Genomic DNA, 16,302 nt, shown 5'->3' with positions numbered 1-16,302 from the left:
TATCTTTTTGCCATGATATCTCGCTCTCCCGCTGCCGCGGACCCTGCGCACGCCCCTCCGGGCACACCCAGCACACCCAGCACATCCGGCACATCCGGCACCGCCCCGGCCGCGGCACCGAGGCGTGCCGGCGCGCTGATTGCCGTGCTCGGTGCGCTCACCGCCGTGGCCCCACTCGCGACCGACATGTACGTGCCGGGCTTCCCCGCCATGGGTGCCTCGTTGCACGCCGGCAGCTCAGCGATCCAGCTCACCATGACCGCCTTCCTGGCCGGGCTCGTCGTCGGCCAGCTCGTCATCGGACCGCTGAGCGACAGCCTCGGGCGCCGGCGGCTGCTCGTGGCGGGTTCCGCGGGTTTCGCACTGTTCTCGTTGGTGTGCACGGTCGCGCCCGGCGTGGAGGTACTGACCGTCGCCCGCTTCCTTCAGGGGGCGACCGGCGCCGCCGGCATGGTGCTGGCCCGGGCGGTGCTCACCGACCGCTTCCACGGGGCCGACATCCCGCGCTACTTCGCCCTGCTCTCACAGATCCTCGGCGTCGCGCCGGTGGCCGCGCCCGTGCTCGGCGGCGCGGTCCTGTCGGTGTCCACGTGGCGGGCCGTCTTCGTCGTCCTCACCGTCATCGGCGTGCTGCTCCTGTTGGCAGTGCTGGCCAAGGTGCCGGAGTCGCTGCCTCCGGAGCGGCGGCACGCCGGCGGGGTGAGTGGCACGTTCCGGGCGATGGGCCGGCTGCTGGGCTCCCGGGCCTTCATGGGGTACGTGCTCGTGCTCGGCTGCACGGCGGCCGCGCTGTTCTCGTACATCGCCGGCTCCAGCTTCGTCTTCGAGAACCTGCACGGCGTCTCCCCCACCACGTATTCGCTGATCTTCGCCGTCAACGCCCTCGGCATGCTGGCCGCCGGGGCGGTGTTCGGGCGGCTGGCGCGCCGGGTGCGGCTGAACGTTCTGCTGGTCGCCGGGGTGGCGCTGGCCGCCGTCGGCGCGCTCGCGCAGGTCGTGCTGCTCGCGGTCGCGGGCGAGACCTTCGCCGGGACGTGGCTGTCCCTGTTCGTGACCACGTGCGGCATCGGGCTGGTCTTCCCCGCCACCATGAGCCTCGGGCAGACGCTGGGCCGGTCGGCGCCCGGTGCGGCCTCCGCGCTGCTGGGCGGCCTCCAGTTCCTGTTCGGCGCGATCGCTTCGCCTTTGGTCGGCCTGTTCGGGGAGGACAGTTCCGCGCCGATGGCACTGATCATGCTCGGCGCGCTCGTGGCGGCCGGTGGCTGTCTGCTCGTCCTCGTCCGCCCCTGGCGCGGCGCCGGCGAGGTCGCCGCGCGGGAGAGCGCCGGCGGCTGACGACCGGCTCCCCGCAAGGCCGGTCGCGCCCGGCGGAAGGTCCCCATGACGGGGCCTCAACTCCCCCGATCGAGAAGGCGGAAAGCGGAACAAGGCCGTCTCCCGGACCGTTCATGAAGTGTGACCGTGACCCAAGGTCACGTAACGCAACGCACGAGCGCAGGAGGACAGGTGACCCCTTCCGTCGAGGCCCCTTCCGTCGAGCACCGGTTCGTCGAGGTCAACGGCGTCCGGCTGCACATCGCCGAGCAGGGGCAGGGGCCGCTGGTCCTGCTGCTGCACGGCTTCCCGGAGTCGTGGTACTCCTGGCGGCACCAGTTCGGGCCGCTGGCCGCGGCCGGGTACCGGGTCGTCGCCCCCGATCAGCGCGGCTACGCCCGCAGCGAGCAGCCGGCGGACATCTCCGCGTACACCATGCTGCATCTCACCGGGGACGTGATCGGGCTGATACGGGCCCTCGGTGAGGAGCAGGCGGTCGTGGTCGGGCACGACTGGGGCGCGCCGGTCGCCTGGACGACCGCCATGCTCCGCCCGGACGTGGTGCGCGGCGTCGCCGGGCTGAGCGTGCCGCCGGTGCCGCGCGGCACGGCCGCCCCGCTGCCGGCCCTGCGCGCCCAGCTCGGCGAGGGGTTCTACCAGCAGTACTTCCAGGAGCCCGGGGTCGCGGACGCCGAGCTGGCCCGGGACGTGCGGTCGACGTTCCGCCGGCTGCTGTACGGCGGTTCCGGGGACAGCCCGCTCACCGACCCGCCGGTGCCGTGGGTGATCCCCGAGGGCCATTCGGTGCTGGACACGATGCCGGAGCCGAAGGAGTTGCCCGGCTGGCTCACCGACGCCGACCTCGACGCCTTCACGCGCGATTACGCCCAGCACGACGACCGGGCGTTCACGGGCGGCCTCAACTGGTACCGGAACATCGACCGCAACTGGGAGCTGCTCGCGCCGTTCCACGGCCGGGGCATCGACATACCCGCGCTGTACGTCGCCGGGGACCGGGACCTGGTCCGGGCGTTCCCCGGCATGGACCGGCTGCTCCCGGCCCTGGACCAGGTACTGCCGCGGCTGCACGCCAATGTCACACTGCCCGGCTGCGGCCACTGGACGCAGCAGGAGCATCCCGAAGAGGTGAACGCGGCACTGCTGGACTTCCTCGCGCAGCTGCCCGTACGCGACTGAGGACGGCGTCGAGGACGTATTGGAGGACGTACTGCGTGTTCGGCTGTCTCGTCGAGCGCGCGTCCGCGCTCCGGCGAACGCCGTGCCCACCGGCCCCCTTGCGTAGCGGGGCCGGTGGGCGCGGGGGCAGCGCCTCACGGCGCGTGCGTCAGGCCGAGCGGGTGCCGGCCGTCAGCTCGTCGGCGCTGAGGATCTCCTCTCCGTACAGGTCCTGGAGCCAGTTGGTCTGGTAGATGGTGTCGAGGTAGCGCTCGCCGAGGTCAGGGGCGATGGCCACCGCTGTCACGTCGCGGTCCTCATGACGCGCCAGCCAGTCGGTCGCGCCGCTGACCACCGTGCCGGTGGAACCGCCGAACAGGAATCCGCTGCGGGCCAGACGGTGGCAGGCGCGGACGGTGTCGGCCTCCTCCACCTGGATCACCTCGTCCACGTAGGACTCGTCCAGCAGCGCCGGGCGGACGCTGGTGCCCAGGCCCGGGATCATCCGGCGGCCGGGCGGGCCGCCGAAGGTGACCGAGCCGACGCTGTCGACGGCGATCACGCGGACCCTGCGGTGGTACTCCCAGAAGTAGCGCGCGCAGCCCATCAGCGTGCCGGTGGTGCCGGCGCCGACGAACAGCACGTCCAAGTCCGGGAATTGACGGGCGATGGCCGGTGCGGTGGTGCGGTAGTGCGCCTTCCAGTTACCCGGGTTGGTGTACTGGTTCAGCCAGACGTACCGGTCGTCGGAGGCGCACAGGGCACGCACGTAATCGATCCGCGCGCCCAGCCAGCCGCCGTGGGTGTCCGGTTCGGCGATGATGTGCACCTGGCTGCCCAGGGCTTCCATCATCCGCCGGGACGACAGATTGCAGCGCGGGTCGGTCACGCAGACGAACCCGTAGCCCTTGCTTGCCGCGATCATGCTGAGTGCCACGCCCAGGTTTCCGGACGAGGACTCCACCAGGACCGATCCCGGCAACAGTGCACCCTCGCGCTCCGCGGCCTCGACCATCTCCGCCGCTGCCTTCAGCTTGATCGACCCGGCGAAGTTGAACCCCTCGCACTTCAGGAACAGTGGCTGTCCGAAGGTGGATCGCAGATCGACGTAGAGCTCTTCCTCATTGAAGTCCAGGGGAACTGATATGACTGGCACGATGACCCCCTCATTTGATGACCCCCCATGTGCGGCCGTAGGACCCGGCCGCTCATCCGTACCGGCGCAGCTCGTGGAAGAAGCCGTCGATGACGTGCAGCTCCCCCGAGCGGACCACTTCGTCGTAGACGTACTTGCCGACCGCCAGGTCCAGGACCCCCAGTCCGAACGGCGAGAAGACCAGCGGGCGGTCCGCCGGCGGCCGCACCTCCCCCGCCATCACCTCGGCCAGCGTCCCGTGCAGGAAGTCCCTGCTGCCGGAGAGCTGTTCGGCCAGGTGCGGTGAGGTATCGGCCTTCAGGCAGTGTTCGACGTCGTCGACGATGTTGGACGAGGCGAGCACGATCTGCGGCGCGAGGTCGCGCAGCGAGACGTGCAGCACCAGTGGATGGTGTGCGAACCACGACACGTCGCTGACGTGCGGCCGGCCCGCGACCGTGGCGAAGATCACCAGGTCGCTGTGGCGGATCAGCTGCTCGGCGCTGTCGTGGACGGTGATCCGGCCGTTGGTGCCGGACTGTTCGAGGTACGTGCGGAAGCCCGCGGCGCTGTCGGCGGACACGTCGTGCACGCCGATGTCCTCGAACTCCCAGCCGGTGGCGGCCAGGAAGGTGTGGATGTAGCGGGCGATGAGGCCCGTACCGAAGAAGCCGACCCGCACGGGCCGCGGCCGGCCGCGGGTGAGCCAGTCGGCCGCCGACGCCGCCGAGGCGGCCGTGCGGGTGGCGGAGATGATCGAGCTCTCCAGGCAGGCGAACGGGTACCCGGTGTCGTGGTCGTTGAGGATCAGGACCGCCGACGCCCGGGGAATGCCGGCCGCGACGTTCTCGGGAAAGCTCGATATCCATTTCAGGCCGTCGACCGGTTCCTGGCCGCCCACCGATGCGGGCAGCGCGATGATCCGCGAGGACGGCCGGTCGGGGAACCGCAGGAAGTACGAGGGCGGGTTGACCGTGTCGCCGGCGCCGTGCAGCCGGTAGGTGGCCTCGACCAGGTCGACGAGCTCCCGCTCGCGGCCCTGCAGGGCGCGCTGGACCTGGGAGCCGGAGACCACCGCGAACGGCGGCACCTTCTTCGGCCCCTGGCCGGTGGCTTCGTCGGCGGTGGGGTGGATGGTCGTCACCGGGCACTCACCTCGATGGTGGGCGCGCAGTCGGCCAGCCGCACCCCGTCGGCCATCGCCACCAGCACCTCGCGCGGTCCTTCGAAGGGTTCCCTGCTGTGCGCGGTACGGATGTTGTCCACCAGGAGCAGATCGCCGGCCTGCCAGGGCTCGCGGGCGGTGTGCTCCTCGTAGACCTTGTTGAGCAATTGCACGATGTCCTCTCCGATGGGGTCGCCGTTGCCGAAGCGCGTGTTGAACGGCAGCCCGTCGGGGCCGTAGACCTCCACCAGGTACTCGTGCACCTCGGGCTCCATGGTCCATTCGTTCAGGAAGGCGATCTGGTTGAACCAGCAGCGCCGGCCGGTGACCGGGTGGCGTACCACGGCACTGCGGCGCTGGCGGGTGCGCAGGCCGTTGTCGTCCTGCCATTCGAAGTCGATCGCGTTCGCGCGGCAGTACCGCTCGACAGCTTCGCGGCTGTCGGTGCCGAACGCCTCCTCCCAGGACGCGCCGATCTCTTCGTTGTAACTGCGGGTGAGCAGCCAGCCCTCCCGCTCGAAGCGCCGCACCAGTTCGGTGGGGAGCGCGTCGAGCACGGCGGACGCGTCGGCCACCGTGGTGGCCCCGCCCTCGGCCGGCGCGGTCAGGCAGGCGAACATCATCAGGCCGGGGAAGGTGAGGGTGTAACTCAGCTCGTGGTGCATGCACATCTGCTGGTTCGGCGGCCATTTGGTGGAGGAGTAGACCCCCTCCTCGGGATAGGACCGCCGGGGCGCGAACGCCTCCTGCTCGCGCACCATGCCGGTGGCCAGCCGCCGGAAGACGGCTCCGGTACCGGCCGGATCCCGTAACCCGAGGCCGCGGACGAGCAGTGCGCCGTGTTCGGCAACGGCGGCGCGCAGGGCGTCCCGGTGCTCGGCGACCCAGCGCGGCGCGTCACCGGTGGTCTCGGCCCGCAGCATCGGGGGCCTGCCTGGCTGGCGTTCCACGTCGAGCAGGGACGCCGGGAATTGCGACATTTCCGATCTTCCTTTCGTTGTTATCAAGAAGAAGCCAACAAAGCGGCGGCGGCCTGTACGGCCTGTGCCGCCCGGTCGGGGCGGGTGCGCAGGAAGTAGTGGCCGCCGTCGGGCAGTTCGTGCAGGCCCACGTCCTCGGCGAGCAGCTGCCAGTCCTGGTGGCGGAGGCCGGCGTCGGCCGTGGCCGGGTCGTCGGCGGCGACGACCACGGTGACCGGCGCGGACAGCTTCTCCGCCGGCGGGTCCTGCAGCAGGCCGGCGAAGTACCGGTGGGCGGCGAGGCAGTCGTGGCGGTAGGCCGCGCCGACGTGCTCGGCGCGCTGGGCGTCCAGTTCCTCCAGTTCGGTGTAGCCGCCCTCCGCCGACAGCTGCGCGGCGATCGAAGCGTTGTCGCGGCCGGCGAGTACGGTCATGGCGGCGCGCCGGGCGGCGGCGTCGCCGGGCAGCTGGGCTGCGAGGAAGAGGCGCTGGACGGTCACGCCGCGCTGTTCCAGGCGCCGGGCCGTCTCGGCCGCGAAGGCGGTGCCCGAGGAGTGGCCCCACAGCAGTACGTTGTCCAGGCCGCGCCGGACGATCTCGGTGGCGGCCTGCTCGGCGACGTCCTCCAGGGAGACGAACGGCTCGCTGTGCGCCGTGAGGTCGTGCCCGGGCAGTTCCACGGCGTACACCGCGCGCCCGGTGCCGCGCAGGGCGCGGGCCAGCGGCTGGAAGTTGACCGCGTTGCCGCCGGCGTACGGGAAGCACACCAGCGCCCCGGCGCTGTCGCCGCCCGGTTCCGCGAGGGCGTGCAGCAGCCCTTCGCGGCGTACGGAGCGGCCGTCGACCACGTCGGCCAGGTCGGCGAGGACCGGGTGGCGGGTGACGTCCTTCAGGGAGACGGCGCGCTTCAGGGTGACGGCGAGCTTCACCGCCGACAGCGAGGTGCCGCCGCGGTCGAAGAAGTGGTCGCGTCGGCCGATGCGTTCCTGCGGGATGCCGAGCACGGTGGACCAGGCGGCGGCCAGCCGCCGTTCGGTGGCGGTGCGCGGCGCGTGGTAGTCCTCCTCGGCCATCCCCAGCCGGCCGGCCAGCGCGGTGAGCGCCTTGCGGTCGATCTTGCTGTTGGCGGTCAGCGGCAGGCTGTCCAGGTGGTGGAAGGCGGTGGGCACCATGTAGCCGGGCAGCGACTCCCCCAGCCCCTGGCGCAGTGTGGTGACCTCCAGTTCGCGTCCGGAGTAGAAGGCGATCAGGTGCTTGCTGCGGTCGGCGCGCTCGGCGACGACCACGGCGCCGTCCCGCACCCCGGCCATCCGCAGCAGTGCGTTCTCGATCTCGCCGATCTCGATGCGGAAGCCGCGGATCTTGACCTGGGTGTCCCGGCGGCCGAGGAACTCCAGCTTGCCCTCCGCCTGCCAGCGGCCCCGGTCCCCGCTGCGGTACAGCCGGGCGCCGGGCCGGTGCGGGTCGGGCAGGAACGCCTGCCGGGTCCGCTCCGGGTCGTTGACGTAGCCGCGGCCGACGCAGACGCCGGAGAAGACGATCTCGCCGGGGGCACCGAGCGGTACCGGGGCGAGGTGGTCGTCGACGACGTGGACGTGCACATTGCGCACGGCGGGGCCGAGCGGTACCCGGTCGCCCTCGGGCGCGCGGTGCATCACCTCATGGTTGGTGTCGTCCGAAGTCTCGGTGAGGCCGTAGGCGTTGACCAGCTTCAGGCCCGGCAGGACCGTGAAGAACCGCTGGGCCAGCTCCTTCTTCAGGGCTTCGCCGGTGACGGACACACAGTGCAGGTCGGGCAGTTCGCGAGGAGCCGCCTCCAGCGCGGACAGCACGACTTCGAGGTAGGACGGGACGACCTGGACCACGCCGGCCCGGCCCTCGACGACGGTGTCGACGAACCGCTGGACGTCCAGTACGGCGTCCTGTCCGACCAGCAGCGTCCGGCCGCCGACCAGCAGTGCGGAGACGAGCTGCCACAGCGAGATGTCGAAGCACTGGGGTGCGGTCTGGGCGACCACCTGTCCCTCGCCGATGCCCAGGTCCTCGATCTTGGCGTAGAGATGGTTGAGCATCCCGGCGTGTTCGCACATCGCGCCCTTGGGCTCGCCGGTGGAGCCGGAGGTGAAGTAGATGTACGCGAGCTGGTCCGGCTCGATGACGATCCCGAGGTCGTCCTCGGTGTGTCCCTCCTCGTACGCGGTGCCGATGAGGAGCTTGCGGGCGCCGGGCACGGCGGCCAGCGCCTCGTCCAGGGTGTCGGTGCTGCCGGGTTCGGTCAGCACGAGGCCGCACTCCGCACGGGAGAGCGTGGTGGCGATGCGGTCGGCCGGGAAGTGCGGCTCGATGGGCAGATACACACCGCCGGCCTTGAAGACCGCCAGCACGGCGGCCATCCAGTCCAGGTTGCGTTCGGTCACCACGGCGACGGTGCCTTCCCGGCGCAGGCCCCTGGCCAGCAGGGCGCGGCCCAGCCGATTGGCGCGGGCGTTGAGCTCCCGGTACGTCCACTGCCGGGTGCCCTGTACGGCGGCGACGGCGTCCGGGTGGGCGCGTACGCGTTGCTCGAACAGCTCGTGGAAGCGGGCGTCGGGCAGCTCGCGCTGCGGTCCGGCCAGCTCTTCGAGCTGGTGGCGGAGTTCGCCGGCGGACAGCAGGCTCTGCCGTGTGTGGTCGGCGTCGGGCCCGGCGGCCAGCAGCGCCAGTGCGCGGCGGTGGTAGCCGGCGATCCGGTCCACGCACGCCGCGTCCAGCGCCTCGGTGCGGTACCGCAGCCGCAGTACCAGTTCCTCGCCGCGTGCCAAGACGCCCATCCGCAGCACGGTGTCGCCGGTCGGGTCGCCCTCGCCGCCTGTAGGGTCCCACACTGCCTCGAACTCCGGCCCTGTGACGCCCAGTTCGCGCCGGAGGTCCTCGACCGGGAACTCACGGTGCGTCAGAAGCCGCGAAACGGCGCGGTCCACGTCGTGCACCAGCGCCCGCCAGGTGGCAGCGCCCGTCGTCAGCGGGCAGGGCAGCGGCCGACCGTCCCGTACTGCGACATGTCCGGTCACCACGTCCCGCTCGCCCGCCAGTGCCGCGAGCACCTTGGCGTGCGCGGCCAGCAGAAGGGAGTCGAACGGCACCGCCAGCTCCTCCGCCAGCCGGCGTACCGCCGTGACCACCTCGGCCGGGACGCTCGCCACTTGTTCGGCGACGCCCGGTACTGGATGCCGGGTCCACCGCGGGAGCGCGGTGGCGCCGCCTCCCACGAGTACACCCCGCCAGAATTCCCGACCGCTCTCAGCCGGCTTTGCCATGGGATCTTCCCCCTCCATGCACCGCTGTCACGGTGCCGCGCGCCGCTGTCCGGAGCGGCGCGGTCGTGGTCATCTGTTTGCCGGCCGTCCCGGTCGGCCCACCGCGGTGCATGCCTTCCGGCACGCGCGGTGGTCGTGGTCGCTGGGTCATGCGGTCCGCTGGGGCGCCCGGCGTGTTTCGGCGGCCGGGTTTCCCGCCCACCGTGCGTGCTGCGGGATCTCCTCGCCCTTCATCAGGAAGGAGTCGGCGGCCAGCACCGCGCCGTCGCCCATCGTCACGCCGTAGTGGACCAGGGCGCCGATGCCCAGCGTGCAGCCGGCGCCGATCGTGCTGTGGTCGGATTTGAAGGTGCCGTCCTCCTGCGAGTGGCACTGGATCTTGCTTCCCATGTTGAGCGTGGCGTCGTCCCCGATGGCGGTGAGCGTCCGCTCCGTGATGTAGCAGCCGTCGTCGAAGACCCGCCGGCCGAGCCGGACGCCCAGCATCCGCCACAGCAGGTTCTTGAACGGGGTGCCGTTGAACGCGTTGAAGTGGGTGTCGGGCACCTTCCACAGGCGCTCGTGCCACCAGAAGTAAGGCTGGTAGATGGAGCAGAGCTGCGGCTGCAGCGGGCGGAAGCGCAGGATGATCCGCTCCATCATGCTGAAGTAGACGGCGGTGAAGACCATGCTGAGCGCCATGTACGCCGCGATCAGCAACTGCTCGGCCACGCCGTACAGTTCGATGGCCGCGACGGCCAGCACGGTGAGCACGAAGACGTGCACCCACCGCAGGAACAGGAAGAGGCCGATCGTGACGGTGTTGTGCCGGTTCTTCGCCGCGAGGCGCGTGCGGAATTCCTCGCCCGTGCGGTAGCGGTCGAAACGGGTGTCGCGCTCCACGGAGCGGGGGATCTCGAAGCTCGGCGAGCCGAGCAGCCCCACCCCTTCGCGGATCTCGCCGTCCAGCGGCACCATCACCTTCGTCGCGAGCAGGCAGTTCTCTCCGGTCCTGCCGCCCGAGGGATAGGCGATGAAGTTGCCGAGGAAGTTGTGCGCGCCGATCGTCGCCCGGGACACCCGGAAGGACGTGCTGGAGAAGTCGGCGTTGATGATGGACAGTCCGTCGGCGACCATCGTGCCGCTGCCGACGGTGGCCAGGTACGGGGTCTCGTGGGCCACGTCCGTGCCGAAGTTCGACCCGGTCTGCTCGATCCGGGACATGTTGTACCCGAGGTAGCGCAGGTAGTGGACGATGTAGGAGCTGTCACCGAAAAGCCACTTGAAGAACTTGTTGTTGGTCATCCGCGTGACGGCGCGGTGCACCGAGTAGTGGAAGCCGTACAGCGGATACACCTTGTCCGGCTCGATCATCAGGTTCAGCAGCCGCGGCACGGTGAGCAGCCAGACCAGGCCCAGCAGGGTGAAGCCGAAGAACACCACCACGGAGATGACCAGCGCGTCGAGGTAGAGCGCCGCCGAGGTGAGCCCTTCGGTGCCGGGACCCAGCCACCTGCCGAGCGCGGGGACCTCCGTCAGCAGGAAGTACATGAGCCCGACGCCCAGCGGCACGTAGACGACGCACACCTGTACCAGGGTGAGGAAGCCGTACCCGAAGCGGCGCAGGGTGCTGCAGCCGGTCGGCGCGACGCGTACGTAGTCCACGTCCGTGCGCTGCGCCGGAGAGCCGTGCCACCGCTGCCCGGCCGGTACCGCCTCGCCGCTCTGCAGGGCGGAGGTGTGGCCGAGCTGGGCGCCGTCGCCCATCGAGGTCTTGATGTCCAGCACGGTCCGCTCGCCGATGAAGACGTCCCGGCCGAGGGTGACGGGGCCGGTCTGGATCCGCCCGGCGTGCGCCCGGTAGCAGAGGAAGTACGCCTCCTTGCGGATCACCGTGTTGGCGCCGATGGTGAGCAGGTCGGTGCAGACGGGGACGGCGGGCGAGAGGATCGTGACGTTCTTGCCGATGCGCGCGCCGAGGGCCCGGAGGTACAGCACGTACAGCGGATTGCCGATGAAGAGCCGCATCGGGTTCGCGTGGATCAGTACCCGGACCGTCCAGAAACGCAGATAGGCCAGGCTCCACACCGGGAATTCCATGGGCCGCCAGCGGCCGACGAGAATCCATTTGGCCGCCACCGGAAAGAGGCACATGCCGAGGAATCCGGCACTGCCGAACACGGCCGACCGCAGATAGATGTCGACCAGTCCGGAACCGGCGGACACCCAGGTGAAACCGCGGATGGTGACCGTTCCCGCGAGGTAGGAATAGCCGAGGAAAATCAGCAGCTGGAGCGTTCCGCACAGCACGAACCGCGGTGAACTGCCGGGCGGCGTCGGGTCCTCGGGGACCGCCGGTGCCCGTTCTTCGGTGGCGGTGGACGGGACGGCCGGCAGGGACATGGCCAGGCTGCGGATGGTCGGGTGGCGGTAGACGTCCTTCATGGAGACCGACGGCAGGTCGCCGCGCTTCCTGACCCGCGCGCAGAACTGCGCCATGAGCAGGGAGTTGGCACCGAGGTCGTCGAAGAAGTGGCTGTCGACCGGGACCCGCTCGGCACTCACCAGACCGGCCAGCACCTCGGCGAGGATCCGCTCGGTGGCGGTCGTCTCCGGCAAGGTATTCCCATGATCAATAGTTGAAGATTCAACCAGGTCCGCTGTCGAGATCTCGACAGGTTTTCCCACCACGTGAGCTCCTTGTAAGTCAATGTCGTCGGCTGTGCGGGAATTCAAGGCATTCGGCCTGTGCGGTGGGGGGACTGGTGCGAATCCGTACACGGCGAGCCGGAATCGGGGCGGGGCACTGGGCCCGGACAGCTCTGCCGCCAGTACGGCGGAATCATCGACGCCCTCGGCGGCCGGCTCCCCGCGCAGGGGAGGAAACGGCCGCGAGGCACGGAGAGAAGGGGCGGACGGCCGGCGCCCGCCGCCGGGCCCGCCATCAAGGCGTGCGCTACCCGGGTTCCGGTGCGGTCGTACTGATCGCTCTCGCCGTCGTCCTCGGCGTGGCCCGGGTCCTCTGTGGGGCGAGGATCCTCGGTGCGGTGACTGGAGCCCGGCGCGGTCTCCAGGCCCTGTGCTGCGTCCGGGGCGACGGCCCGGCCGGTCGAGTCGGCCTTCAGGGCGGCCCGGTCAAAGTATCCGCACATCCTCAGGCGTCTGCTACGCGCCGGGTCCGCCCGGCGCGTGCGGTGGCTCTCCGGGGCCCGCCCGAAAGGCGCGGAACAGCTCACCCGGTGCGACGGGACACGGTGCGGCGGCACGGTCACCATGCACGCCCCCGCGGCGCGCACGGCCCGAGCCGGCCGGTCGTACGACGAGCGTTCCAGGAATTCCCCCCGTTCCCCGTGAGCGACCGGGCCCCCCGACCCGGACGCTTCCCCCCTACCAACCAGGCTGTCGTAACCCTGCATCGACGTCATGAGCACGGCTCCCCCTCGAGACGCGCATAGGTGGTGACAGCAGGTTAAGCACGCCCAGACTTGGGAACCATCCGGTGGCCGAACTCGGCGCGAACCGGTTCACCCACAGGTTTAAGTGCAGGTAGCAGGACTGAACAACGGAACCGGACGGCCTCACACGCCACGGCTCGGAGGGCGTGGGGGCGCACGCAATGAGCACGCGCCCGCGCGCGCCGCCCGCTGTCAACACCGGAGTGCGCCCCACCGCTCACCGTCGCGAGTGCAACGAGGGGCGCCAGCCGCTTCTCGGTGCAGGAGCCCGCTGGCCGGCGCCGTTCCACGGTGTGTGATTTAGCCGACTCTCACGGCCTGGAAGCCGACTTCACGGCCGGGGAACGGAGCCAGTCGATGAGGAGCCGGTTCACCTCGTCGGCGCGCTCCTGCTGGATCCAGTGGCCGCAGCCCTCCAGGAGGTGGCAGGAGACCAGGCCGGGAAGGGTCGTGGGGTACGCCTCGATGGCCTCGCGCATCCAGGTGGTGGAGGCGTCGAGGGTGCCGCCGAGGAAGAGCGATGGCTGGGTGACCGGCGCGCCGTCCCAGGGCGCGAGGTCCGCCCAGTCCCGGTCGACGTTGCGGTAACGGTTGAGCGCGCCGGTCAGGCCGGTCCGCTCGAACTCCCCCGCGTACACGTCGAGATCGGCCTCGGTGAGCCAGGACGGCAGGACGCCTGTGGGGAAACGGTCGCGGAGCCGGCCGCCTTCGGGCACGAAGAAGAGGCTGCCCTCGCCGCCGCGCGGCATCGTGTCGGCCGAGAGTCCGGCGTAGAACCCGGCCAGCCAGCCGCGCACGTCCGGTTCGATCTCGGCCTCCGCCCGGCCGGGCTCCTGGAAGTAGCCGACGTAGAACTCCTCGTCGCCGCCGAGCGCGGCGAACGCCTCGGTGGGCCGGGGCCCGCCCCGAGGGGCGTACGGCACGCTCAGCAGCCCGACGGCCGTGACGAGGTCCGGCCGGAGCAGCGCGGTGTGGGCGGCGATGGGCGAGCCCCAGTCGTGGCCCACGACGACCGCGCTCCCGGCGCCGAGGGCCTCGATGACGGCGGCGGTGTCCTCGACGTGGTCGAGCATCCGGTACGCGTCGACCGCGGCGGGCGCGGAGGAGCGGCCGTACCCGCGGACGTCGACGGCCACCGCGCGGAAGCCCGCCGCGGCGAGCGCCGGGAGCTGGTGGCGCCAGGAGTACCAGGACTCCGGGAAGCCGTGGACGAGGAGGACCAGGGGGCCGGTGCCCTGCTCCACGAGATGGATGCGGCCGGCGGGCGTGCGGACCAGGCGGTGCTGTACGGGAGTCGGCTGCGGCATGTCTCCTCCTGCGGTGGTGGCGGGTGCGGTCCCGCTTTCCGTGATCATCGGACGGCCGCGGGGCGGTGGCGAGCTTTCTTGCCGATCCGGCAAAAGCGGTGGCCGGGCGGCGGCGCGCGCACCGGTTCCGCCCGCGCCGCGGGTGACGGGATCGGCGGACCCCGGTGCCCGGTTCCGGCCGCTTCCGTGGCGGTGCGGGACCGCGACCCGCCCCGGATGGACGGTGACTGTCGCGGCGGCTGGGCTCCATGGGTACAGGCGTGTGCCGCGCGGCGGTCCCGAGCCCCGTTTTCCGGCCCCGGTCCCCCTGACCGAATCGCCCAGCGCCGTACCGGGGACGGCCCGGACGGCGGGCGGGCGCGGCGGCCGTGCGCGTGCTGGTGGCGGCGCGGGCGCGGCGCCCGTGCGCGGTCTTGCGGCGGACGGCCGGTGTCCGGATCGTGCCCGGGAGGGGCCGGCGATCGTTGGCCTGGTACGGGTGGTGGCCCTCGGGGACCGGATTCCGCTCCCGGCGGCCGCCGGTCGTCCACCATCGCTGGGGGCAGGCGGACCGGCTACGCAGGAGGGACCCATGACAGCGGACCGGCACGGGCACCGTATGAGCCATACCGGCGCCGATGCGCTCGTCCACTACGAACAGGCCCTGGATCATCTGGTGTTCTTCCGGCCCGAGGTGGCCGAAGCGGCCGGTTCGGTGCTGGCGGCGTCGCCGCGGTCGGTGATGGGCCAGGTGCTGGCCGCGTACCTCGGTGTGCTGGGTACGGAGGAGAAGGACGCGGCCGCGGCCCGGGACGCCTTCCTCCGCTTCCGCTCCGGTCTGGACGAGGCGGCCCTCACGCCCCGGGAGCGGATGCATCTCGCCGCTGCCGGCGCCTGGCTGGACGGGGATCTGCACCGCGCCGGCCGCCTGCTCGGTGACCTCACCGTCGCCCATCCCCGCGATGTGCTGGCGCTCTTCGCCGGGCATCAGCACGACTTCCTCACCGGGGACGCCCAGCGCCTGCGCGACCGCATCGGCGGGGCGCTGGGCGCCTGGGAGCCGGACGACCCGCACCGCGGCCCGCTGCTGGGCATGTACGCCTTCGGGCTGGAGGAGTCGGGGCACTACGAGCGCGCGGAAGAGGTGGGTCTGGAAGCCCTCGCGCGCCATCCGCGTGATGTGTGGGCGATCCACGGCGTGGTGCACACGTACGAGATGCGCGGCCGCTTCACCGACGGCATCCGCTTCCTCGACGCGCGCACCGACGACTGGTCGGACGGCACCCTGCTGACGGTGCACAACTGGTGGCACTACGCCCTGTACACGCTGGAACTGGGCGACGCGGCGCGGGTGCTGGAGATCTACGACGCGGCGCTGCACCACGAGGAGTCGGCGGGCGTCGCCATGGAACTGCTGGACGCCGCCGCCCTGTTGTGGCGGCTGTACCTGGCGGGCGAGCACCAGCGCGCGCGGTGGGCGCGGCTCGCCGACGCGTGGGAGCGCCGCGACGACGGCGCGCACTACGCCTTCAACGACGCGCACGCGGTCATGGCGTACGTGGGCGCGGGCCGCATCGGCCAGGCCGAGCGGCTGGTGGCGGACCGGCAGCGGTGGCTGGCCGGGGCCGCGCCGGAGGTGACCAACCGCGCGATGACCGCCGACATCGGGCTGCCGGTGTGCCGGGCGCTGATCGCGTACGGGCGGCAGGAGTTCGGCCGCGCCACCGACCTGCTGCTGCCGGTACGGCACCGGCTGCACACCTTCGGGGGCAGCCACGCGCAGCGGGACGCCGTGCAGCGCACGCTGGTCGAGGCGGCGCTGCGCGCGGGGCGTACGGAACTGGCGCGCACGCTGCTGAGCGAGCGCATCCAGCTGCGCCCCGTCTGCCCGTACAACTGGTCGGCGCAGGCGCGGCTGGAGGAGCAGCTCGGCGATCCGGCGCGGGCCGCGGCGGCGCGCGAGAAGGCCGCGGCACAGGCGGCGCAGTGAAGGCCGGCCCGCCGTGACGGTTCCGGCCAGCGGCGCGCGCTTCGCTGCCGCACACGGCGCTCGGTCCGCCGCGCACCGCGCTCGCCCAGGTCAGCGCGGCGCGACCCGCCTACGCCGCGTGCTGCCGAGGGGACGACAGGGACGGGCGTGACGGGCGCTCTGAAAGAAGCCCCGGAATACGCATTTCCGCGCGTCTGATTACCGGTCCCGGCACTCTCGCCGATTCGGACAACCTGCTGAATTCGATGGCCCCGGCACGCAGCCCACGAAAACGCTTGTCATGCCCCGGTACCCGTATCGAGGACACGGCGTACGCCCGGCTCACCGGCCGGAGTTCCGGCCTGCCGGTTTCCCGCTCCGAGCAGCGCTTTTCTGCAGGATATCGATGCCTTCCGGCCCGTACCGGAGCCGGGCATACGGAATTCAGGATTCACGGCAATTTCCTGCCCTCTCAGTAAGTCGGCTTCTGTACTGTCCGTCCCGATGAGTGCAGAGTGCGACTCAGCGCTCACATCGTCACGCAGTCGTACAGGCGCCGTCCGGCGGA

General features: G+C 71.4%; 9 protein-coding genes. 3 read left to right on the top strand and 6 right to left on the bottom strand.

Going from position 1 to position 16,302, the window contains the following annotated elements:
- The first annotated feature begins 12 nt into the window (after positions 1-12).
- Positions 13-1,335, top strand: coding sequence for a multidrug effflux MFS transporter (locus IF04_RS0114495; protein WP_078600289.1), 1,323 nt, complete (start codon positions 13-15; stop codon positions 1,333-1,335).
- Between the two features lie 171 nt (positions 1,336-1,506).
- Positions 1,507-2,511 carry an alpha/beta fold hydrolase gene (locus IF04_RS0114490; RefSeq protein ID WP_030256058.1) on the top strand — a complete coding sequence of 335 codons (1,005 nt, stop codon included), beginning with the start codon at positions 1,507-1,509 and terminating at the stop codon, positions 2,509-2,511.
- A gap of 148 nt (positions 2,512-2,659) precedes the next feature.
- Here IF04_RS0114490 and sbnA read toward each other — a convergent pair whose 3' ends face one another.
- The 6 genes from sbnA to IF04_RS0114455 all read right to left on the bottom strand — a co-directional run bounded on the left by sbnA (position 2,660) and on the right by IF04_RS0114455 (position 13,786).
- Positions 2,660-3,646 carry a 2,3-diaminopropionate biosynthesis protein SbnA gene (gene sbnA / locus IF04_RS0114485; RefSeq protein ID WP_030256055.1) on the bottom strand — a complete coding sequence of 329 codons (987 nt, stop codon included), beginning with the start codon at positions 3,644-3,646 and terminating at the stop codon, positions 2,660-2,662.
- A gap of 52 nt (positions 3,647-3,698) precedes the next feature.
- Entirely contained in the window at positions 3,699-4,769 is a 1,071-nt protein-coding gene (gene sbnB, locus IF04_RS0114480) for a 2,3-diaminopropionate biosynthesis protein SbnB (protein ID WP_030256051.1), read from the bottom strand.
- Positions 4,766-5,770, bottom strand: coding sequence for a TauD/TfdA family dioxygenase (locus tag IF04_RS0114475; protein WP_030256048.1), 1,005 nt, complete (start codon positions 5,768-5,770; stop codon positions 4,766-4,768). Before IF04_RS0114475 ends, sbnB begins: the two co-directional genes overlap by 4 nt.
- 23 nt (positions 5,771-5,793) lie before the next feature.
- Positions 5,794-9,045 carry a non-ribosomal peptide synthetase gene (locus IF04_RS0114470; protein ID WP_030256045.1) on the bottom strand — a complete coding sequence of 1,084 codons (3,252 nt, stop codon included), beginning with the start codon at positions 9,043-9,045 and terminating at the stop codon, positions 5,794-5,796.
- Positions 9,046-9,192: 147 nt separating this feature from the next.
- Positions 9,193-11,643 (bottom strand): Pls/PosA family non-ribosomal peptide synthetase, encoded by a 2,451-nt coding sequence (locus tag IF04_RS0114465; RefSeq protein ID WP_030256041.1) that lies wholly within the window; start codon positions 11,641-11,643, stop codon positions 9,193-9,195.
- A gap of 1,147 nt (positions 11,644-12,790) precedes the next feature.
- Complete coding sequence (locus IF04_RS0114455) at positions 12,791-13,786, bottom strand: alpha/beta fold hydrolase (protein WP_030256036.1); 996 nt, start codon at positions 13,784-13,786, stop codon at positions 12,791-12,793.
- Between the two features lie 571 nt (positions 13,787-14,357).
- Between IF04_RS0114455 and IF04_RS0114450 the strand changes: the two genes are divergently transcribed.
- Complete coding sequence (locus tag IF04_RS0114450) at positions 14,358-15,755, top strand: tetratricopeptide repeat protein (protein ID WP_030256034.1); 1,398 nt, start codon at positions 14,358-14,360, stop codon at positions 15,753-15,755.
- Positions 15,756-16,302 lie beyond the last annotated feature (547 nt).

The organism is Streptomyces violens (assembly GCF_000717745.1).
Classification (GTDB): Bacteria; Actinomycetota; Actinomycetes; order Streptomycetales; family Streptomycetaceae; genus Streptomyces; species Streptomyces violens.
Note: the sequence above shows the minus strand (reverse complement) of the source record. Positions and strands in the feature narration are given on the sequence as shown.

Excerpts from the sequence above, each read along its gene's own strand:
- IF04_RS0114495 (WP_078600289.1), top strand. The coding sequence starts at position 13 with ATGATATCTCGCTCTCCCGCTGCCGCGGACCCTGCGCACGCCCCTCCG.
- IF04_RS0114475 (WP_030256048.1), bottom strand. The coding sequence starts at position 5,770 with ATGTCGCAATTCCCGGCGTCCCTGCTCGACGTGGAACGCCAGCCAGGC.
- IF04_RS0114470 (WP_030256045.1), bottom strand. The coding sequence starts at position 9,045 with ATGGCAAAGCCGGCTGAGAGCGGTCGGGAATTCTGGCGGGGTGTACTC.
- IF04_RS0114455 (WP_030256036.1), bottom strand. The coding sequence starts at position 13,786 with ATGCCGCAGCCGACTCCCGTACAGCACCGCCTGGTCCGCACGCCCGCC.
- IF04_RS0114450 (WP_030256034.1), top strand. The coding sequence starts at position 14,358 with ATGACAGCGGACCGGCACGGGCACCGTATGAGCCATACCGGCGCCGAT.